Below are 20,811 nucleotides of genomic sequence, written 5' to 3'. Positions count from 1 at the left end.
TTTATTTTATTTAATAGTATTGATTATTTCTTTATTTGTTATTAATAAATCAACTTTTATATCATGCTTTTCCATAGGTACAAAATCTATTATTTGAAAATCATAAGCTAATGCTAATTTATATATATAGTTTATTTTTTGAAGAAATTTATCATAATATCCTCCACCATAACCTAACCTTCCACCATATTTATCAAAAGCTAATCCTGGAACTATAACTAAATCTATTTTATTTATATCTATCTCTTTGCTAAAATCTAAAGGTTCTAATATTCCATAATATCCACAAGGCTTTAATTCATCTATACTATTTATTTTTATTGCTTTCATTATTTTATTTTTTATCTCTACCTTAGGAACTATTACTTCTTTATTATCATTTAAAACTTTTTCTATAATATTTTTCGTATTTATTTCATTCTCCATACCAACATATATAAAAACTACTTTTGAATTTTTATATATATTAGTATTTAAAAATTTATTTTCTATTTCACTGTCCATTCGTTTTTTATGTATAGAATCTAATTTCTCTCTTTTTTCCTTATATACTTTTCTTAATGTATTTTTTTCCATAATTTATCACCTTAATTAATATTTTAAATTAATTATATAGATAACATATAATTTGTCAAAATTATTATTTTTAGTGTTTATGTGAAAATTATAATTTAATATTTATATAAAAGTTTTAATAACAAAAAAACTCATAACAATTATGTTATGAGTTTTGACTATATTTTTTATTATTTATTAAATACAGCTTCCCAATCCTTTTTAAACTTTTCTAATCCTTGATCTGTTAATGGATGATGAACCATTTGCATTAGTATTTTATAAGGTACAGTAGCTATATTGCAGCCACATTCAGCTGCTTTGATGGCATGAATAGGATTTCTAACACTAGCTCCTATAATCTCTGTTTTTATATTGTGGGTTTTAAAGATTGAAGCTATGGATTTTACAAGATCCATTCCATCCATTGATATATCATCTAGTCTTCCTAGGAAAGGGCTAACATAGGTTGCACCTGCATTTGCTGCTAAAAGCGCTTGTCCAGCTGAGAAAATTAAAGTTACATTAGTTTTAATTCCTTCTTTAGATAAAACTTTTACAGCTTTTAATCCTTCAACTGTCATTGGAATTTTTACAACCATATTAGGATGTATTGCTGCTATTTTTCTACCTTCTTCAATCATTCCTTCATGCTCTTCACTTATAACTTCTCCACTTATTGGGCCATCTACTATTGAAGCAATCTCTTTTATTGTTTGAACAAAATCTCTTCCCTCTTTAGCGATTAATGAAGGATTGGTAGTAACACCACATATAACACCCATATCATTTAATTCTTTAATTTCGTTAACATTTGCAGTATCTATAAAAAACTTCATAATTACACACCTCCTATTTCATTGTATACCATTTCACAAAAATATGTAAGCCTTTTCATTTAAATTAACATATTTTTAACCTTAATGTAATTTATCACCATTATTTGTAAACTTTCATAATATAATATTATTATCTAATAAAAAAATATTAATACTAGGAGATGATCTTTCTGAAAACTTTAGATAATTTTGACTTAAACTCTAAAGTTATAATAACTGATTTATCTGCTTCTTCACTGCTTAAGGATAGACTACTCTCTTTAGGATTTACTGAAAATACTATTGTTGAGATTATAAGAAAAGGTCCTTCTAATAATCTAACAGTTTATCTTATTAGAGGAACTATGATTGCTTTAAGAAAGGAGGAGGCTTCTACTATTTTTGCAAGGGAGGTTTAAATTATTGAATAAGACAGATTATAACACTAATCTTAACGCAGGACAAAATGATTATATAATCAATAAGAAACCAGATGATTATATAATAGGATTAGTTGGAAACCCTAATACAGGTAAAAGTACCCTATTTAATTTACTAACAGGTTTAAATCAGCATACAGGGAATTGGCCAGGTAAAACCGTTACTAGTGCAAGAGGAGAATTTAAGTTAGATGATAAAAATTTTATACTAGTAGATTTGCCTGGTTGTTATTCACTATTTCCTTGCTCTTTAGAAGAAGAGGTTTCTAGAGATTTTATTTTAAAAGGAAATAGCGATTTAATTATTGTTATTGTTGATGGTACTTGTCTAGAACGAAATTTAAACCTAGTACTTCAAATTAAAGATGTAAAAAAGGAAATAATTTTATGTGTAAATCTTATAGATGAAGCAGAAAAAAAGAATATTAAAATAAATAAAGAACTTTTAGAAAAAGAGTTAGGTATTCCTGTAGTTCTAACCTCTGCTAGACATAATACTGGTATTTCAGATTTAAAAAATAAAATTTTAGATATTGTTAATAAAAAAGTTAATTACGATAACTTTATAAATAATAAAAACTTTTATTTAGATGAAAAAGAAAATAATAATATGAAAGAAAATTTAACAAAAAAATATTTTAAAAAAGCTGAGGAAATAAAAAGTATCTCTGTAATTGAAGGCTCCTCTACGTTAAAAAAGGATATGAAAATAGATAATATACTTACTTCAAAAAAATTTGGAATTCCAATAATGATACTATTATTGGCATTAATTTTTTGGATAACAATAGAAGGTGCTAACTATCCATCTCAAATGCTAAGTGAATTCTTTATATTTTTAGAAGATAAACTTTTGATATTATTTAATAACCTTAATGCACCTACTTGGCTAAGTGGTGTTTTGATAAGTGGACTTTTTAAAACATTAGGATGGGTAATTGCTGTAATGCTCCCTCCTATGGCTATTTTCTTCCCTTTATTTACTCTGTTAGAGGACTTAGGATACCTTCCTAGGATAGCTTTTAACCTGGATCATCTATTTAAAAAATCCTGTGCTCACGGAAAACAATGCTTAACTATGTGTATGGGATTTGGGTGTAACGCTGCCGGAGTAGTTGGCTGTAGAATAATAGAATCTCCTAGAGAAAGAATTGTAGCAATATTAACAAATAACTTTGTACCTTGTAATGGAAGATTTCCAACCATAATAGCTTTATCCTCTATATTTGTTATAGCTTTAGGATATGAGAATGTGCCTTCCTTCTTTCCTCCCTTAGCAGTAACTTTAATAGTGGTTTTAGGAGTTATTATTACATTAGGTACTTCTTATTTATTATCTAAAACCTTATTAAAAGGGGTACCATCAACATTTACATTAGAACTTCCTCCATATAGAAAACCTAAAGTACTTAGAATTCTTTACACGTCTTTAATAGATAGAACTCTTTTTGTTTTATGGAGAGCAGTTAAAATAGCAGCCCCTGCTGGAATAATTATTTGGATCTTAGCTAATATTTATATAGGAGATTTAAATATAATAGGTCATATATCTTCATTCTTAAATCCTTTTGCTGTATTAATAGGCCTTGACGGGGTTATATTACTAGCATTTATTTTAGGTCTTCCTGCTAATGAAATTGTTCTTCCTATAATATTAATGAGTTATTTAGCTTCAGGAACACTATTAGAATTTGATAGCATAAATTCTCTTTCTCAAATATTGCTATCCCAAGGTTGGACTGCTCTTACAGCTTTAAATACTATGCTTTTTTCATTGCTTCATTGGCCTTGTTCAACAACACTTTTAACCATAAAAGAAGAAACTGGTAGTCTTAAATGGACTATATTATCATTTTTAATACCTACTGTAATAGGTATCGTAGTATGTTTTTTAACTACTTTTATTTATAATATTTTTATTTAAAAAACTTTTACTTTAATAGATTAATCAAATTTAAAATAAAATATTTTTTAATATATACTATACTAAAAAGAGCCTTCCTTAAACATTGGAAGACTCTTTTTTTAAACTATAACAATGAAATTTAATTTTTATTATTTATTTAAATAATTTCTTTCATATCTGCTATATAAAAGCAATGCTATTGCTGTAAAAATTATAGGACCTGCTATCATCCATATTGTCTCTGACCAATTATTATCCATTAATGCTGGTTTTATTATAGTAAATACATTAGCAAATAAAACTGTTATACTAACAACTACTGTTGCTATTATAGCACCAGATTTACTCTTATATACCTCAAAAGGTTTTTCTATATTATCATTTTTCTTAAATGATATGAATGCAATTGATAAAAATAAATATGGTATTGTCATTGCAACGTTAGTCATTAAAACTAATTTATTAAAGAATTCTGAAGCACCATCTCCACCAAAAGATATTACAGCAATCATAACAATTACTATCACAGCTTGTACTTTCATTGCAAATTTTGGCATTCCATTATCTATTTTTCCAATTTTACCTGGCCATAATTCTCTTGGAGTTCCTTCTATCAATTGTTTTAATGGTGCATAAGTTAAAGTGAAGAAAGCACCAGTTAAAGCAAGGAACATTGATAATCCAACAAATCTAGCTACCCAAGCACCAATTATTAATGAAGTTGCTTCTGTAGCACCAAATGCTAGTCCAACTTGAACTCCTAAGTTTTGCATCATAACATATGCAACATTAGCCATGTGAACATCACTACTACTTAAAACTCCAGACCAGTTAGTAAATATACCACATAAGAAAATACCTATTGCATATCCAACAGAAATTACTATTGCAGATATTGCAACACCTTTAGGGAATGTTACTTCTGCATTTTCTGTTTCATCAACTAATCCACCAACAACTTCTATTCCACCAAAAGAGAATATTGCAAAAACTAAAAATGCAAACATACCTATTGTTGATTGATAATCTGGATGTGGTGAATCAATAAATGCTCTCATTGAATCAATTGGTTGAGCTAATTGGCCTTTGTTACCTATTAAAACGATTACTGCACCAATTAATAATACAACATTTAAAGCTGCAACTGCAGTACCACCAACAGATGTAATTTTCTTTATTTTCTCTAATCCATGTGAGGATATGTAACTTACAAAAATTATCCATAATATTGCTAAAATTCCTATTATTTGTACACTTCCTAAATGGATAGGGCCTAAATTTAGTGCCCAACTTTTTGTTTCATCTGATCCAAATATAGCATTGGAAAGAGGAATCCATATACCATTTGATACGTTTACCATCCAAACTATATAAGATGCATACCACATAAATGTTCCTATAAAAGCATATTTAGGACCAACGGATTTTGCCATCCATGAGTAAATACCACCTTTTTCAGTTTTAAAGGCAGCACCATATTCTGCCATCATAAAAGCATATGGTATAAAGAAGAATAATGCCGATAAGATAAACCATGGAATTGCTCCATATCCCATTAAATAGAATGACCTTGGCATATTAGTGAATCCAAAAACTGATGTAAAGATCATTAATATTAATGATACTAATGTTAATTTTTTATTTTTATTAGAATCATTAGACATTTTGTCACACCTCCACTTATTTTATTTACAATTGAATTATTTCATAATATTCTGATAAAATCAACAGCATTTAACCATATTATTTCTATGCTTTTTTGACAAATATTTTTTATTAAAATTTGTTTTATATTAAAATTATAATAAGATTATTATAATAACCTAATCACATGTAAATCACTAATATTCAAATTAAAGGTCAATTTATATTTTTCTATTATTTTTTATCATTATAAGAAATTTAATATACATTTTTTGACTACTTTTTAATGATAAAGATTTTAAATTATATATTTAATAATAAAGTCTTTTTTTAATTAATATTAAACTTTTATAGTATTTATATTTTATTTATAAGTATTTTTTAAATTAAATTAAAAAACTTTTTCATCCTAAAGTTTTATAAATAAATCCATACTTTAACTTTTTTATAAATTTATAAAAATAAATTATCTTTATTTTTATTTTAGTCCATATATGTAATTATATTGTGTAAAAATTAATAAATTTTTATTAAGTTTATTTTAAAATTAAATTTAATAATCTATTTTTAAATCTTAAAACTTTATAATCTATCAATAAATTAAGGCATCTAAAAATCAATTTAGATGCCTTTTTATTTATTCTATATATAATTTTTCTAAGTCTTGAATGATCATTTTAACTACTTCTAATTTACCCTTTGCGTAGTCTTTTTCAGTTAACCAATCTAATCCGATTTCCATAGATCTTTCAGCTTCTTTATACTCTTCTAATAATTTTTTCAATTCCTCTTTCATAATATTCAGTCTCCCTCATACCAATTATATTATTCTACAGTAACTGATTTTGCTAGGTTTCTTGGCTTATCTACATCAAAGCCTTTCTCCTTAGCAACATAGTATGATAATAATTGAAGTGGCATTACTGCTAATACTGGTGCTAACACTTCTAAAGTACTTGGTATATATATAACTGAATCTACTGATTTATGAACTTCTTCATCACCTTCAAAAGCTACTGCCATAACTTTAGCACCTCTAGTAACAACTTCCTTAACATTACTAATCATTTTATCTCTAAGACTCTGTTGAGTTATAGTAGCCACTACTACTGTTCCATTCTCTATTAGAGCTATAGGACCATGCTTTAATTCTCCTCCAGCATATGCTTCTGAGTGAATATAAGTTATTTCTTTAAGCTTTAATGATCCTTCCATTGAAACAGCATAATCTAAGCCTCTTCCTAAGAAGAACATGTCTCTTTCTTTTGCTACTTTTTTAGCAAATTCTTTGATATCTTCTATATCTTTTAAACACTCTTCTGCTTTTACAGGAAGCTTTAATAGTTCCTTTTTTAACGCCTTTATATCTTCAGTATTTAATGTTTCCTTAATTTCAGCAAAGTATAGAGCTATCATATACATTGCTATTAATTGAGTTACATATGCTTTTGTTGAAGCAACTGCTATTTCAGGACCTGCCCATGTATATATTACGTCATCAGCTTCTCTTGAAACAGAACTTCCTACAACATTAGTAACAGCTAAAACTCTAGCGCCTTTTTTCTTTCCATCTCTTAAAACAGCTAAAGTATCTGCTGTTTCACCTGATTGTGAAACCACAATTATTAAACTCTTTTCTGTTACTAATGGATCTTTATATCTAAATTCTGAAGCAACTTCTACTTCAACTGGTATTCTAGCTAATTTTTCTATAGCAGCTTTTCCAACTACTCCTGCATGATATGCAGTACCACAAGCAACTATAAAAATTCTATCAATATTATTTAATTCTTCTTTAGTTAGAGTTACATCATCTAAAGTAACCTTACCATTTTCATCTATTCTTGAAGATAAAGTATCTTTTATAGCCTTTGGTTGTTCAAAGATTTCTTTTAACATGAAATCATCGAATCCACCTTTTTCAGCTGCATCTGCATTCCAAGTAACATGGAATATATCCTTCTCTACTTTTTCTCCTGCTTCTGTAGTTATTTCTATTCCATCATTAGTTAAGGTAACAAATTCTTTATCTTCTAAAAGATAAACTTCTCTTGTATGATTTAATACTGCTGGAATATCTGATGCTATAAAGTATTCATCTTGTCCAAGACCAACTATTAATGGACTATCTTTTCTTACTGCTATTAATTTATTAGGCTCATCTTTACAGATAACTCCTAATGCATAGCTTCCTTCAAGTTTATTAGTTGCCTTCTTAACAGCATCTAAAAGATTTCCATTATAATAAAAATCTACAAGCTTTGGTATAACTTCTGTATCTGTTTGAGAAACAAAACTATATCCTTTTTCTGTTAAGAATTCTCTTAATTCTAAATAATTTTCTATTATTCCATTATGAACTACAGATATTGTTCCTTCTTCATTTGTATGAGGATGTGAGTTAACATCTGATGGTTCTCCATGAGTTGCCCATCTAGTATGGCCTATCCCTATAACCCCATTTATAGGTTTTTCATTTAAACTATCTGCTAAGTTTACTAATCTTCCTTTAAACTTTCTTACACTTACTCCATTTTCGTTTATTATAGCAACTCCTGCTGAATCATATCCTCTATATTCTAGTTTTGATAATCCTTCAACTAATAAAGGTGCTGCTTTTCTATTTCCTACGTATCCTACTATTCCACACATAAAATTCTTGTCCTTTCAAATTTAAAATATTTTTGAAAAAAGGGCATAAAAAATCTAGGGCATCAAAAACCCTAGAAAAAGGTCTTAACACCGGATTAGATTTGTGCCATAAATCACTTTATAGTTTTGCTAATCGTTAACGGTAGTGCGATACCGTGGGGAACCCGCCGAATCTTCGATAAACCCCATCCTCGTCAACTTAAGATAAACGCTCCTCTTAAGTTCTGGCGCTAATATTTAGTTTTATATTAATCTTCTTACTTAATATTAATATATGCTGAACTTTCTAAATTGTCCTTTTTTCTATTACATTTTAACCTATTAAAACATTATTTTCAAGTATTTTAAGTTAAAATAGACTATTTAAAGATTTTATGTTTTCTTACCTGTCTATACCTCTATATTTCTATTATTTTCTTTTATTATCATCTATAGAGGTATAGACCACTATATAACTTTACCAAATTTAGGTATACTATTTGTCTAATAAATGTATATATTCTCCATATCCCTCTTCGTCCATTTTATCTAATGGTATAAATCTTAAAGATGCAGAATTTATACAATACCTAAGTCCCCCTAAATCTTTTGGACCATCTGTAAAAACATGACCTAAATGAGAATCTCCCTCTTTGCTTCTTACTTCCACTCTATGCATATTATGGCTAAAATCAGCTTTTTCCTTTATGTACTCTCTTTTAATAGGTTTTGAAAACGCTGGCCATCCACATCCTGAATTAAATTTATCACTAGATAAAAATAAAGGCTCTCCTGAAACTATATCAACATATATTCCTTTTTCAAAATTTTTATCATATTCATTTAAAAAAGGTCTTTCTGTTCCATTTTCTTGAGTTACCTTATACTGAATATCAGTTAACTTCATTTTTATCTCTTCCTGTGATGGTCTCTTGTACTTTTTCACATTATCTCCTCCTTAAAATTCTCTTATTTTATACCTATAATAATTTTATCTTATATATATTTATTTATACTAATTAATTATATATATTTTTTAAATATGAATTTATTTTTTGTTTTTTATATAGTCATACTAACGATAAAATACTTTCTTAAAATGTATTATTTAATAATATATTTTAATCATATTGGATTCAGTTATATTAAGTAACATAAAAATCTCATTTCAATATAACATTTTAAAATCATTGAAAAAATAAAACATTAATTACATTTAATTATAATAATCAAATGTAATTAATGTTTTAAAAAATATATATTCTCTATGCATTTTTTCTTTAAAAGGGAATTTTATCTAAGATTTCTAACATATTTAAAAAGTTTTATATATACAAAAGTCACTAATTAAAACTAATTTAATTAATGACTTTTTTGTATTTACACTGATTTAATTATTAGCCTTTTCTTCAATTAATTTGGCTAAATTATGAGCCATTGTATCTATTTCTTCTTGATTTTCTCCTTCAAGCATAACTCTAACTAAAGGTTCTGTACCTGAAGGTCTTATAAGAACTCTTCCTACTCCATGAAGAGCCTCTTCAATCTTTTTAATTTCATTTTTTATTTCTTCATCTATTTCATGAATATCTTTTTTATCATTTGGTACTTTAGCATTAGCTAAAACCTGTGGTAGTTCCTTCATTATACCTGCAAGTTCACTTAAAGTTTTGTTGCTTCTTTTAACTATTGAAGCAACTTGTAGAGCTGTAACTAATCCATCTCCAGTTGTATTAAAATCAGAGAAGATTATGTGACCTGACTGTTCTCCACCAAGAACAAATCCACACTTTAACATTTCTTCTAAAACATATCTATCTCCTACTTTAGTTACTGAAAGTTTTATTCCTTCTTTTTCACAAGCCATTTTTAATCCTAAATTGCTCATTACAGTAACAACTAAAGTATCATTTTTTAATCTTCCAATATCTTTTAGATATTTTGCACATAATGTCATTATGAAATCACCATTAACTAGGGTTCCCTTTTCATCTACAGCTAAACATCTATCTGCATCTCCATCAAAAGCAAATCCAATATCACATTTTTTCTTAATAACATAATCCATTAATTCTTCCGGATGAGTAGATCCACAATTTTCATTAATGTTAGTTCCATCTGGACTATCATTTATTACAAATACATCTGCTCCTAGTTCTCTAAAAGCTTTAACTGCTGCTTTATATGATGCTCCATTAGCACAATCTAATGCTACTTTCATTCCTTCAAAATCTATTCCTATAGTTTCTTTTGCAAATTCTATATAATCTTCCAAAGCTCCAACTTCCTCTATTCTTTTGCCTAAGTGCTCTCCTACAGGACTTGGAACTCCTTCAAAATCATTTTCAATTACTCTTTGTATTTCATCTTCTAAATCATCTGAAAGTTTTAAACCTTTATCATTAAAAAACTTTATTCCATTATATTCCACAGGATTATGTGATGCAGAAATCATAACTCCAGCATCCGCTCCATACTTTCTTGTAAGATATGCAATTGCTGGTGTTGGTACAACTCCTACTGTTACAGCTTCTGCTCCTACTGATAATATACCTGCAACTAAAGCAGATTCTAACATATCTCCTGATATTCTCGTATCCATACCAACTAATATTTTAGGCTTATGTGTTCCTTCTGTTAAAACATAAGCACCTGCTCTTCCTAAATTATAAGCTAGTTGTGCTGTTAACTCCTTATTTGCAATTCCTCTAACTCCATCAGTTCCGAACATTCTTGCCATAGGTCATTACCTCACTTTATTTAACTTTAGATTTTAACTCTTACTTGTTTATTATATTAAATTTTAGCACTGATAACAATAACATTTTGAGGTAACATGTTATATATATACTTTTATTATATTTTTTAGTAACCAGAAACTCCATTATCTCTACATCTTTTTTCTATTCTTCTAAAGATAATATTTCCTAAAAAAACTAAAATGATCATAAATACTATTAGAAATATAAATTGAAATTTTAATGGAATAATAGGAGTTTGATCTATTAATATTGCTCTTAAACTATCATTCATAAATGTTAATGGTATTGCAAATGCTATTGGTAAAAGATATTTAGGAAATACTTGAACAGGAAAGTATCCCCCGGAGAATCCGTTAAGTAATGCATTTGAAACATCTACTATTACATTTGCATTTTTTATTATTAAAACTTCACTTGCAACAATAAGACCAAGACCCATAAGAGCTATAATGCCTGGAATTAAAAATAATATAGCTTTTAAAATTTCTCCATTTATAGTAAATCCAAAAATAAAGTGACAAACTAAACCTGTACAAATTACTTCTATTGTAGCTTTAGTAAATTCAAAAATAGTACTTGAAAACATTAATACAGGTTTACTAACAGGTGTAGACCAATTTGATTCTAAAACTCCCTCCATCATTTCATTTTTTAAACTAAAGCCTAAGCTCCATAAAGCAGCAGAAGAATATGCTGTAATCATAAATCCAATTACTAAAAATCCTATATAATTACCACTTCCTGTATAGGCTTCAAATCCTTTAGATACTCCATTAGTAGTAAAGGATTTAGACATAAAATAAAATGGACTAATCCATATTATAGGATCTACTATAAAGTAAAAAATATTTAATGGATATCTAAAAAATATTTTAGTTTTTAATATCATCTTAGCTTTTAAAACCCTTAAAATATCGATAAATCTCATATTATTTGCCCCCCTAAAATCTTTCTAAAGATCCTTCTGTTTTAACCTTTTTTTCAACAAAGTAAAATAATATTCTTCCTATTAGAAAATATATAAATCCACTTATTAAACACCATAATATATCCTCTCTAACATCAAATAGACTTCTATTATTTAGCATAACTTCCCTAGCTGCATTAATTCCGAAGGTAAAAGGAAATATTTTAGATATATATTGCATCCATTGAGGCATTACGACTATAGGAAAAGATAGTCCACAAAATATCATAACTAATCCCCTTGCAAACATTACAGCTACATTAGCCTCTTTAAGCCATAAAACTAAACTTGCAAAGGCTGCTCCAAAGCCTAATATTCCTGGAATCAATACTAAAAACAGTATAACCCATTGAAATATATTACCTGTAAAATTTATATTGTATATTAGGGAATATTCAATCATACTAACAGCTACATAAAGTAATGAAAGCAGCATATTAAATACTCCTCCACCTAATAAAATATTAAATCTTTTTATTGGGCAAATCCAAAGAGATTCTAAAGTTCCCCTTTGTTGTTCCATTCTTAAAAATGTTCCAAAATTCCACATAGTTAAATTAACTATCATATAAACCATAGCTCCAATAACTATAAATCCTATATAATCACTTATACCAGTAATCTCAGTAAATTCTTTTAATCCACTTTTATCTGGACCAGAAAGACCTAGTGCACTTAATATATACATAAGAGGAAAAATCAAAGGCCATATGATTAAAGATATAATCCAATCACGATATCTAATCATTTCTGTTACTTCTTTTTTTCCTATAGCATAAATGGTTTTTAAAGTTCCAGTCATAGATTTCACCTACTCTCTTAACTTTTTACCAGTTAATTTTATAAATACATCTTCTAAAGAAGGTCTTAAAACATTTACATTCTTTATATTAGTCTTACTTTCTCCTAGTATATTTATGACTTCTTGTATAATTTCTTCTTCTGTATTGTATTGAATAGTAATCTTATAGCAATTTTTTTCTGAGCTATATTCTTTGATGATATTAGTAACATACTCCATATTTTTCAGATTATTTATAAATTCATCATTTATATGATCTAATTCTATTTGTATTGATTTTAAATCACTTATAGATTCTTTTAATTTTTCTGGTGTGTCTAAAGAAATGATTTTGCCATTATCTACAATAGCAATTCTGTCGCATAAGAAATCTGCTTCTTCCATATAATGAGTGGTCAAAAGTATTGTCTTTCCCTCATTTTTTAAGCTTATAATTATTTCTCTTAAATTAAGTGCTGATTGAGGATCTAATCCTAAGGTAGGCTCATCTAAAAGAAGAATAGGAGAATCTGGAATTAATGCCTTCCCCAAAGCCACTTTTTGTTTCATTCCAGTAGAAAACTTCTCTACTGTTATATCTGCTTTTTCCATTAAATCTAATTTATTTAAAATATCTTCAGTTCTCTTTTTCCCCTCTTTGGCGGAATATCCATAAAGACTTGCAAAGTATTCTAAATTTTCCCTTGCTGTAAGTTTCCAATAAATACTCCTATCTCCTGCTAGTACACTTCCTATTTGTTTTAAAGCTTTAAGATGTTCTTTTTCTGTATCAATATTGTTAATTAAAACATTACCTGATGATGGTCTTAAAAGACCAATTATCATTTTTATAACTGTAGTTTTTCCTGCTCCATTTGGCCCTAAAAGTCCAAATATTTCTCCTTTATTTATATAAAAACTTACTCCATCTACCGCTACAAATTCGTTAGTTTCTATAGTGCGAAAAAACCTTTTCTTTTTATTTATAAAGACCTTTCTTACATTATTTACTTGAACCATTTTCTCCATACCCTCAAATTACCCCCTTTAATTAATTTCAAAGAATAATCTTAACACCATCACCATCGTTATCTTCAATATCTACTATTGTTAGCCCTTTATATTTTCTATTTAATTGTCTTAATTCTTTATTTAATATTCTAGGATTTACTATATTTAAATATTTTTCATATTTGTTATATTTTGCAGAACATTTACTAAATAAAAATCCAAATCTTATAAAAAATCGGATAAAACACATAGGACACATTACCTTTATATCTTTGTTTCCTTTACTCTTAACTATAATTCTCATAATAAATCACCTTATTTTATTTCAATAATAACTGTATCCCCTTCTTCACTTTCTATTTCAACTATTCTTCCTTCTAATCCATTGTCTATTGCATTTTTTATAACCTCAATATCTACTCCTGTATTTTTTAGTCCCGGTATATTTTCGCTATTAGTTGCTCCTAATACTGCTTTTATAAATTTAATTGGCAATTTTACTTTAACTTTATTATCTCCGTTGCCATATACAAAAACATAAAGCATCTTTTCTCCCTCTAATTTTGGATTAGACACAAATTCATTGTAGACCTTTTCTACATTTTCTTTATTTGATATTTTACTTTGGTTATTATTTTCCTCTGTTTTATCCTCAAGGGAATCTATTAGCTTTGAAGCTACCCCTGAATCTATTTTTCCTTCCTCTACCATTTTTAATATTCTTAAAACCTCTGATTTCATAAATTACTCCTCCAATTCCTTTCTATACAGAAAATTTATTTTTATTAGCTATAGAATTATTTATACAACTAAAATTTATTTAAGCATATTCATTGCTTCTTCTGCATTTATTTCACCTTTTTCTAACATATCTAAAATTTTATTATTATTTTTTGAAGTTTCTTTAGACTTTTCAGTACGCCCTAAGTTTAGAGCACTTATTACATCATCAAGCTTTGCTCTTACTGTAGGATAAGAAACTCCAAGTTCTCTTTCTACATCCTTTATATTCCCTCTACACTTTAAAAATACTTCTATAAACTTTAATTGCTCATTAGATAAGCCTTCAAACTTTGAAAAAATAAATTCATTTTCTATTATTGTATTGCAATTTCCACATTTAAGTTTAGTTACAATTAAATCTCCATCACATACTGGGCATTTACTTAATACTTTAAACATTTTTTCCCCTCCTTAATTAACATTGTATTCCAACAACCTCTTATTGTAAACATAAATATTAATTATTTTAATTTTTTATATGATTTTAATTAATATATTTAATATCTACATTAATAATATTAATTAAAATTGTAAATATGAATTCTAAACCTATATGATATTTCTATTTTATCTAATAATTCTTTTTTGATATTAAGTTTTTCTTCATGTAATTCCCTCTTTTCTAGCTCAATATAATAAAACATTCTTAACTTTTCATAAAAATAAAACTATGAGATTTAAATATAAATTATAAAAATCTCATAGTTTTTAACTTTTAAATTAATTATTTATTTTTTCTACTTTGTTGTTTTTTAAATTGTTCACTTTTATAAATACCATAAATACTTACAACTATAAAAAACGCTATAAATACAATAACTGTTATATTTTCTGCTTCCATTTAGCTCACCTCCAGATTATTTATAATCTATTTAAGGTAAGCTATTCTTTTAAATTTGCTCCCATTATAATAAGAAATTAAATTGTTTCTTATCTTTTGCCGTTTATCTAAAATTTTAAAGTAATATTTTATTACTTTAATTAATAGTAAATCTATTAAAGCTATTATTAAGATATCTAATATAGGAATTAAATAATCTAATATACCATAATTAATTATTTCCTTAAAATTAGTTATAACTTCATCATTAAAATTATTATTAAGTACATATATTTTCTCTATAGAAGAATCTTTTACTTTTTCTTTTAAATTATAATTTAAACTAAAGGCTTTACCAATTATCATTATTATAAGTAATAACAAAAGTAATCTTTTAAATTGTTTTTTTATCACAATTATACCTCTTTAAACTTCTGTATGAGATTTACCTTTAGGATCTGCCATTGTTTTTAAGCCTTTATTTTTTAAAGTTTTATATATAGCTTGAGTTGGCGCAAGCCACACTTCTCCAGTTCCTCTATATACATTTAAAAATCCCTCTCCACTAGTTGCAGATGTTGTAATAGATCTTGCAGCTTTTTCAACAGTAAACTCTATATCTCCAGTTCTTAATAAAGCAAAATTACCATCAACTTTTAATGTATCTTCAAAGAGTTTACATTTAAATATTTCATTTTCTGGAATAGGTATATTTAAAACAGCTATACCACTTCCACTTAATTTACATTGAAAAACTCCTTCATCTCCTAAAAACATAGATGAAATACTTTTTTGCATAGTTGCACCAATTTCTATTGTGTCTTCACATGCATAAAATAATCCATCATCAATAATTATTTCCTCATCGTCTAATTCTATTAATGCAAAATGTCCAAATGATGGCTCTAGATATAATTCTCCTGTACCCTTATATAAGGGATTAAAAATGCTTTCTCCAGTTACCTTAGATGAAAATATTTTTTTACCAATTCCAACAACTCCACCTAATTTATTCTTTATTTGAATATCTCCTCTAAGATAACTTAAAGCACCTGGCTCTAACCTTACAGAGCTATTATCTAAAATTACCCTTACTTGTTTTAATCTTATTCCTGCATCACTCATAAATTTTAACTTTATCGAATTATCTATATCCTTTCCACCTTTAAGCTCATCAAATTGAAGCACTTGAAAAGTAGAATCTCCCTTCATTTCTGATAATACAGTTAATTTATTTGTTATATTTAAAGATGTTATCATTTTCCTCACCTACTAACCATTATTAACCATCTATATTATTTTATCATAACAATTGATTTAAAACATAATTTTTCATAATTCATTAATAATTATAGTTATTTAATGACAGTTATCTGTAAATTATCTTGAAAAAATTAGATATTATTTAATAGTTTTTTAATTTTTTAATTAAAAAAGATGTTATAATAGGAATTAATAAATATTTTGTTAACTTTTTATAAATTAAATTAACATTTATACTATAAAGGAGGGCTCGTTTAAGTGAATTCTAATTTACTAAAAAGCAAATTTTTTGTTATATCATTAATCTCTATATTAGTTTTAGGAATATTATTAACATACATTATAAATTCTAAAAGTAAAAATTATCTTAATGTAGAAAAATCTGATAATAGTATAACTATAAATAAAGTTTTGCTAGGTGATGATTTAATAACTACAGATAAATATAATAATCTTATAAAAGATAAGAAACTAGGAATTTTAACTAATCAAACTGGCGTTAATAGTAATGGTAAGCATATTATAGATGTATTACAAAAAGATTATAATGTAACAGCTTTATTTGCTCCTGAGCATGGATTAAATGGACTTGCCCCAGCTGGAGAATATGTAAAATCATACATACATCCTAAATATAATGTTCCAGTTTATAGTTTATATGGAGAAACTAGAAGACCATCTGAAGATATGATAGAAAATATAGATACTTTTATAATAGATATTCAGGATATAGGTGTTAGATATTATACATATATTTCTACAATGTATTATGTAATGGAAACTGCTAAAAAATATAATAAAGAAGTAATTGTTTTAGATAGGCCTAATCCCTTAGGAGGATATTTAATAGAAGGACCTATTTTAGAAGATAAATTTAAATCCTTCTTAGGAGTGGATAATATTCCTATTATTCACGGAATGACTATAGCAGAATTAGCATCATTTTTTAATAGAAATATAAATTGCAAATTAACTACTATACCTATGAAAGGTTATAGTAGAGACATGTTATGGATGGATACAGGCTTAGAATGGATCCCTACTTCTCCTAACATACCAACTATTGAAAGTTGCTTTTCATATGCAACTACAGGAATTAGTGAAGGAATTAGTGGTATTGGTATGGATGATTATTTTACATGGTTTGGTGGAAAAAACTTAAATTCAAAAGAACTAGTTAAAACTCTTCATGATAGTTCTTTACCTGGAGTTTCTTTTGCTATATCAAATAAAGAAAATAAAAGTGGTTTTAGAATTATAATTGATGATTATAAAACCTTTAATCCTCTTTTAACCGGTATTTATATATTGGCTAACGCAAATAGAACTATGGATTTAAATATACCTAAAGATAATGGTCAAATACCTATTTTTGATAAAATTATGGGAACAGATAAAATTTCAAAACTTCTTATAAATAAGAAAAGTCCTAATGATATTATAAATAGTTATTTATACTCTTTAGAAAAGTTTAAAAAAGAAAGAGAATCTTATCTATTATATAAATAATTTTAATGATTTAAAGTTTAAAAATCTATAAATTTAAGATTTTTAGTAAATATAAAATATTATAAAACTTTTAGTGGTATGAAGGATAATATACTATTTTTCATATCACTTTTTATATATTAGACTTATAATTGTTATAGAAATTTATATTATTTAATAATATAGTATTAAGATTGCAAATTATTAAATATAAGATATTTTTTATTAAAATATTAATTTATATAATACAAAATTTTAATAATAAAATTATAATTTTTCTGAGGTGAAATTTATGAAGAAAAATATTGTATTTATTATGGTTGATCAAATGAGATCAGATTGCCTAGGAATAAAAAATTCATCTATAGAAACACCTATCCTTGATATGATGGTTAAACATGGTTTTTTATTTGATAAAACATACTCAGCAGTGCCTAGTTGCATTGCTGCAAGAGCATCTATTTTAACAGGTTTATCACCTAAAACCCATGGTAGAGTTGGTTATATGGATTCTATTCCTTGGAACTATAAAAATTATCTAGCTGAAGTATTCTCAAACAACGGTTATCACACCCAATGTATCGGTAAAATGCATGTTTATCCAGAAAGGAGCCTTTGTGGATTTCATAATATACTTCTTCATGATGGATATCTACATAATAGCAGAAACTTTGAAAAACCTTTTAAAAGTCAATTTTATTGTACAGATGATTATTTATATTGGTTAAAGGAGAAAAAGGGCATTGATTTTGATATAAATGATAATGGCTTAGAATGTAATTCTTGGGTTGCAAGACCTTGGATGTATGAAGAAAATCTTCATCCAACTAACTGGGTAGTTGCTGAGGGTATTAATTTCCTAAGAAAAAAAGATCCTACAAAACCTTTCTTTTTAACATTATCTTTTGTTCGTCCTCACTCTCCTTTAGATCCTCCAAAATATTATTTTGATATGTATAAAGATTCAGAGATTGAAAATCCATACATTGGAGATTGGGAAGATATAAATTATTCTAATGATGATGGACTTGATATTAATTGCATTCAAGGAAAAATTTCAGAAAAAGCGTTAAAAAGAGCTAAGGCCGCTTATTATGGAAGTATAACTCACATAGATAGCCAAATAGGTAGATTTTTGCAGGCTCTTACAGAGCATAATTGCTTAGATAATACTTTAATTGTTTTTCTTTCAGATCACGGCGACTTATTAGGAGATCATAATTTTTTCAGAAAAGGTCTTCCTTATGAAGGCTCATCGAAAGTACCTTTTATAATTTATGACCCCTCTAACATATTAAATATAAAGACTAATAAAATATTTAACGAATTAGTAGAACTTAGAGATATAATGCCAACTCTTTTAGATTTATGTGATTTAAGTATTCCTAGTACTGTAGAAGGTAAAAGTGTAAAAAAAATTATGTTTAATAAAGGAAAAATTCATGATTATATTCATGGTGAACATTCCTTAGGAGATCTTTCTAATCAATTTATAGTTACTAAAGATTATAAATATATATGGTTTTCTAAAACAGGGAAAGAACAATTATTTAATTTAAAAGATGATGAAAAAGAACTTTATAATTTATCAAATGTCCCTAAATATAATAATATTTTAACCATTCTTAGGAATTATTTAATATATGAGTTAAAAGACAGAGAGGAAGGTTATGTTAAAAATAATAAATTAATACCTGATAAAACTCCTAAATCAGTATTAAATAAAACTTTATCATAATTAATAATCTGTTATTTTAGATAATCCTTTAAATTAAGAATTATTATTTATATAAAAATACCTATTACAAAAATGTAATAGGTATTTTTATATAAGTAAGTTTATATTATAAATTACTATTTATATTCCTTAGCACTTTCTTCTCCACTTAATACTCTAATAGCACCTTGAGCTAAAGCTAGTAATTCATCTTCACCAGGAAATACAGCTATTTTTGATATCCATGATACTTTACGTTTAATATCTCCTGTAACAATATCACTATAAGCTATTCCACCTGTTAATAATATGGCATCAACTTTTCCTTCTAATGCTACTGAAAATTCACCAACAGCTTTACATATTTGATATATAAAAGAATTATAGATTAATTGAGCCTCTTTATCTCCTTCTTGAGATTTATTTATTATAACTCTAGCATCATTAGTATTAGCATATGCTACCATACCACCTCTACCATTAATTTTTTTGTAAACCTCATTCTCATTATACTTACCACTAAAGCATAATTTTACCAAATCACCAGAAGGTACTCCACCTGCTCTTTCTGGTGAGAATGGGCCTTCTCCATCTAATGCATTATTAACATCTATAACTCTGCCCTTAAAGTGAGCTCCTACAGATACTCCTCCACCCATGTGTACTACTATTAAGTTTAAATCTTCATAATCTTTTCCTATTTCTTTTGCATATCTTTTTGCTACTGCTTTTTGATTTAACGCATGAAATTTACTCTTTCTTGGAATTTCTGGAACTCCTGATAATCTAGCAATATCATCCATTTCATCTACAACTACAGGATCTACAATAAATGCAGGTATATTTAATTCTTTACCTATTTCATTAGATATAATTCCACCTAAATTTGAGGCATGTTGTCCTTGAACTCCATTTTTTAAATCCTCAAGCATGGATTTATTAACAAAATAAGTTCCACTAGCCATTGGTTTTAGCATACCACCTCTACCAACTACTGCATTTAATGTTTTGATATCAAAATTTTTCTCTTTTAAAACTGATAATATAACATCTTTTCTAAATTCAAATTGATCATATATTGTATTATATCTTCCTATCTCTTCAGCTGAATGTCTTAAAGTTTCTACTATAATAGGTTTTTCATCTTCATAAACACCAATTTTTGTTGAAGTTGAGCCTGGATTTATTATTAATAATTTATATGACATTATATTTTCCTCCTAAG

General features: G+C 26.8%; 20 protein-coding genes. 4 read left to right on the top strand and 16 right to left on the bottom strand.

The features are described from left to right. Positions 1-6: 6 nt before the first annotated feature. Positions 7-576 carry a 5-formyltetrahydrofolate cyclo-ligase gene (locus BUA70_RS02935; protein WP_072892860.1) on the bottom strand — a complete coding sequence of 190 codons (570 nt, stop codon included), beginning with the start codon at positions 574-576 and terminating at the stop codon, positions 7-9. Positions 577-746: 170 nt separating this feature from the next. Next, positions 747-1,394, bottom strand: a complete 648-nt coding sequence (gene fsa, locus BUA70_RS02930; RefSeq protein WP_072892857.1) for a fructose-6-phosphate aldolase — start codon at positions 1,392-1,394, stop codon at positions 747-749. Between the two features lie 161 nt (positions 1,395-1,555). On the opposite strand from fsa, the gene BUA70_RS02925 reads away from it, so the two are divergent. Together BUA70_RS02925 and feoB are read left to right on the top strand one after the other, a co-directional pair. After that, entirely contained in the window at positions 1,556-1,792 is a 237-nt protein-coding gene (locus tag BUA70_RS02925; protein ID WP_072892855.1) for a FeoA family protein, read from the top strand. A 4-nt stretch (positions 1,793-1,796) separates the two neighbouring features. After that, positions 1,797-3,737 (top strand): ferrous iron transport protein B, encoded by a 1,941-nt coding sequence (gene feoB / locus BUA70_RS02920; RefSeq protein WP_072892852.1) that lies wholly within the window; start codon positions 1,797-1,799, stop codon positions 3,735-3,737. A gap of 131 nt (positions 3,738-3,868) precedes the next feature. Here the strand turns inward: feoB and yjeM are convergent, their stop codons facing one another. From yjeM to BUA70_RS02860, 13 genes are all read right to left on the bottom strand, one after another. After that, on the bottom strand, positions 3,869-5,383 hold the full coding sequence (yjeM, locus tag BUA70_RS02915; RefSeq protein WP_072892850.1) for a glutamate/gamma-aminobutyrate family transporter YjeM: 1,515 nt from the start codon (positions 5,381-5,383) through the stop codon (positions 3,869-3,871). Between the two features lie 617 nt (positions 5,384-6,000). Further along, positions 6,001-6,159, bottom strand: coding sequence for a hypothetical protein (locus BUA70_RS13020; protein ID WP_159429633.1), 159 nt, complete (start codon positions 6,157-6,159; stop codon positions 6,001-6,003). Between the two features lie 29 nt (positions 6,160-6,188). After that, complete coding sequence (gene glmS, locus BUA70_RS02910) at positions 6,189-8,015, bottom strand: glutamine--fructose-6-phosphate transaminase (isomerizing) (RefSeq protein WP_072892848.1); 1,827 nt, start codon at positions 8,013-8,015, stop codon at positions 6,189-6,191. 475 nt (positions 8,016-8,490) lie between these two features. Next, positions 8,491-8,940: a peptide-methionine (R)-S-oxide reductase MsrB gene (gene msrB / locus BUA70_RS02905; RefSeq protein ID WP_200789762.1), complete on the bottom strand. Its 450-nt coding sequence runs from the start codon at positions 8,938-8,940 to the stop codon at positions 8,491-8,493. Between the two features lie 444 nt (positions 8,941-9,384). Next, the gene (glmM, locus tag BUA70_RS02900; protein WP_072892846.1) at positions 9,385-10,734 is read right to left on the bottom strand and encodes a phosphoglucosamine mutase; all 1,350 of its coding nucleotides are present in this window, start codon (positions 10,732-10,734) and stop codon (positions 9,385-9,387) included. 125 nt (positions 10,735-10,859) lie between these two features. Then, positions 10,860-11,684, bottom strand: a complete 825-nt coding sequence (locus tag BUA70_RS02895; protein ID WP_072892843.1) for an ABC transporter permease — start codon at positions 11,682-11,684, stop codon at positions 10,860-10,862. Between the two features lie 13 nt (positions 11,685-11,697). Then, positions 11,698-12,525 (bottom strand): ABC transporter permease, encoded by an 828-nt coding sequence (locus BUA70_RS02890; RefSeq protein WP_072892841.1) that lies wholly within the window; start codon positions 12,523-12,525, stop codon positions 11,698-11,700. Between the two features lie 9 nt (positions 12,526-12,534). Further along, a complete protein-coding gene (locus BUA70_RS02885; RefSeq protein ID WP_072892838.1) occupies positions 12,535-13,533 on the bottom strand; it encodes an ABC transporter ATP-binding protein in 999 nt (332 codons plus the stop codon). 28 nt (positions 13,534-13,561) lie between these two features. Further along, positions 13,562-13,819 (bottom strand): hypothetical protein, encoded by a 258-nt coding sequence (locus tag BUA70_RS02880; RefSeq protein ID WP_072892836.1) that lies wholly within the window; start codon positions 13,817-13,819, stop codon positions 13,562-13,564. A gap of 11 nt (positions 13,820-13,830) precedes the next feature. After that, on the bottom strand, positions 13,831-14,256 hold the full coding sequence (locus BUA70_RS02875; RefSeq protein WP_072892834.1) for an SHOCT-like domain-containing protein: 426 nt from the start codon (positions 14,254-14,256) through the stop codon (positions 13,831-13,833). 75 nt (positions 14,257-14,331) lie between these two features. Continuing rightward, a complete protein-coding gene (locus tag BUA70_RS02870; protein ID WP_072892832.1) occupies positions 14,332-14,697 on the bottom strand; it encodes a DUF2089 domain-containing protein in 366 nt (121 codons plus the stop codon). A 469-nt stretch (positions 14,698-15,166) separates the two neighbouring features. Beyond that, entirely contained in the window at positions 15,167-15,532 is a 366-nt protein-coding gene (locus BUA70_RS02865; protein ID WP_072892830.1) for a hypothetical protein, read from the bottom strand. 12 nt (positions 15,533-15,544) lie between these two features. Continuing rightward, positions 15,545-16,378: an AIM24 family protein gene (locus tag BUA70_RS02860; protein WP_072892828.1), complete on the bottom strand. Its 834-nt coding sequence runs from the start codon at positions 16,376-16,378 to the stop codon at positions 15,545-15,547. A 261-nt stretch (positions 16,379-16,639) separates the two neighbouring features. Between BUA70_RS02860 and BUA70_RS02855 the strand changes: the two genes are divergently transcribed. Together BUA70_RS02855 and BUA70_RS02850 are read left to right on the top strand one after the other, a co-directional pair. Beyond that, positions 16,640-17,890, top strand: a complete 1,251-nt coding sequence (locus BUA70_RS02855; RefSeq protein WP_072892826.1) for an exo-beta-N-acetylmuramidase NamZ family protein — start codon at positions 16,640-16,642, stop codon at positions 17,888-17,890. 271 nt (positions 17,891-18,161) lie between these two features. Further along, positions 18,162-19,607, top strand: coding sequence for an arylsulfatase (locus BUA70_RS02850; protein ID WP_072892824.1), 1,446 nt, complete (start codon positions 18,162-18,164; stop codon positions 19,605-19,607). Between the two features lie 116 nt (positions 19,608-19,723). Here the strand turns inward: BUA70_RS02850 and buk are convergent, their stop codons facing one another. Continuing rightward, positions 19,724-20,794, bottom strand: a complete 1,071-nt coding sequence (gene buk, locus BUA70_RS02845) for a butyrate kinase (protein ID WP_072892821.1) — start codon at positions 20,792-20,794, stop codon at positions 19,724-19,726. Positions 20,795-20,811 lie beyond the last annotated feature (17 nt).

It is taken from the genome of Clostridium fallax (genome assembly GCF_900129365.1).
In the GTDB taxonomy this organism is placed as follows: domain Bacteria; phylum Bacillota; class Clostridia; order Clostridiales; family Clostridiaceae; genus Clostridium_AH; species Clostridium_AH fallax.
This window is presented reverse-complemented; position numbering and strand designations above follow the sequence as displayed.

Bases quoted from the DNA above. Each gene is read 5' to 3' on its own strand.
- glmS (WP_072892848.1), bottom strand. From the start codon at position 8,015: ATGTGTGGAATAGTAGGATACGTAGGAAATAGAAAAGCAGCACCTTTA.
- BUA70_RS13020 (WP_159429633.1), bottom strand. From the start codon at position 6,159: ATGAAAGAGGAATTGAAAAAATTATTAGAAGAGTATAAAGAAGCTGAA.
- BUA70_RS02870 (WP_072892832.1), bottom strand. From the start codon at position 14,697: ATGTTTAAAGTATTAAGTAAATGCCCAGTATGTGATGGAGATTTAATT.
- BUA70_RS02850 (WP_072892824.1), top strand. From the start codon at position 18,162: ATGAAGAAAAATATTGTATTTATTATGGTTGATCAAATGAGATCAGAT.
- BUA70_RS02860 (WP_072892828.1), bottom strand. From the start codon at position 16,378: ATGATAACATCTTTAAATATAACAAATAAATTAACTGTATTATCAGAA.
- BUA70_RS02895 (WP_072892843.1), bottom strand. From the start codon at position 11,684: ATGAGATTTATCGATATTTTAAGGGTTTTAAAAGCTAAGATGATATTA.
- BUA70_RS02885 (WP_072892838.1), bottom strand. From the start codon at position 13,533: ATGGAGAAAATGGTTCAAGTAAATAATGTAAGAAAGGTCTTTATAAAT.
- glmM (WP_072892846.1), bottom strand. From the start codon at position 10,734: ATGGCAAGAATGTTCGGAACTGATGGAGTTAGAGGAATTGCAAATAAG.
- yjeM (WP_072892850.1), bottom strand. From the start codon at position 5,383: ATGTCTAATGATTCTAATAAAAATAAAAAATTAACATTAGTATCATTA.
- BUA70_RS02875 (WP_072892834.1), bottom strand. From the start codon at position 14,256: ATGAAATCAGAGGTTTTAAGAATATTAAAAATGGTAGAGGAAGGAAAA.
- BUA70_RS02925 (WP_072892855.1), top strand. From the start codon at position 1,556: ATGATCTTTCTGAAAACTTTAGATAATTTTGACTTAAACTCTAAAGTT.
- buk (WP_072892821.1), bottom strand. From the start codon at position 20,794: ATGTCATATAAATTATTAATAATAAATCCAGGCTCAACTTCAACAAAA.
- BUA70_RS02935 (WP_072892860.1), bottom strand. From the start codon at position 576: ATGGAAAAAAATACATTAAGAAAAGTATATAAGGAAAAAAGAGAGAAA.
- BUA70_RS02880 (WP_072892836.1), bottom strand. From the start codon at position 13,819: ATGAGAATTATAGTTAAGAGTAAAGGAAACAAAGATATAAAGGTAATG.
- fsa (WP_072892857.1), bottom strand. From the start codon at position 1,394: ATGAAGTTTTTTATAGATACTGCAAATGTTAACGAAATTAAAGAATTA.
- BUA70_RS02890 (WP_072892841.1), bottom strand. From the start codon at position 12,525: ATGACTGGAACTTTAAAAACCATTTATGCTATAGGAAAAAAAGAAGTA.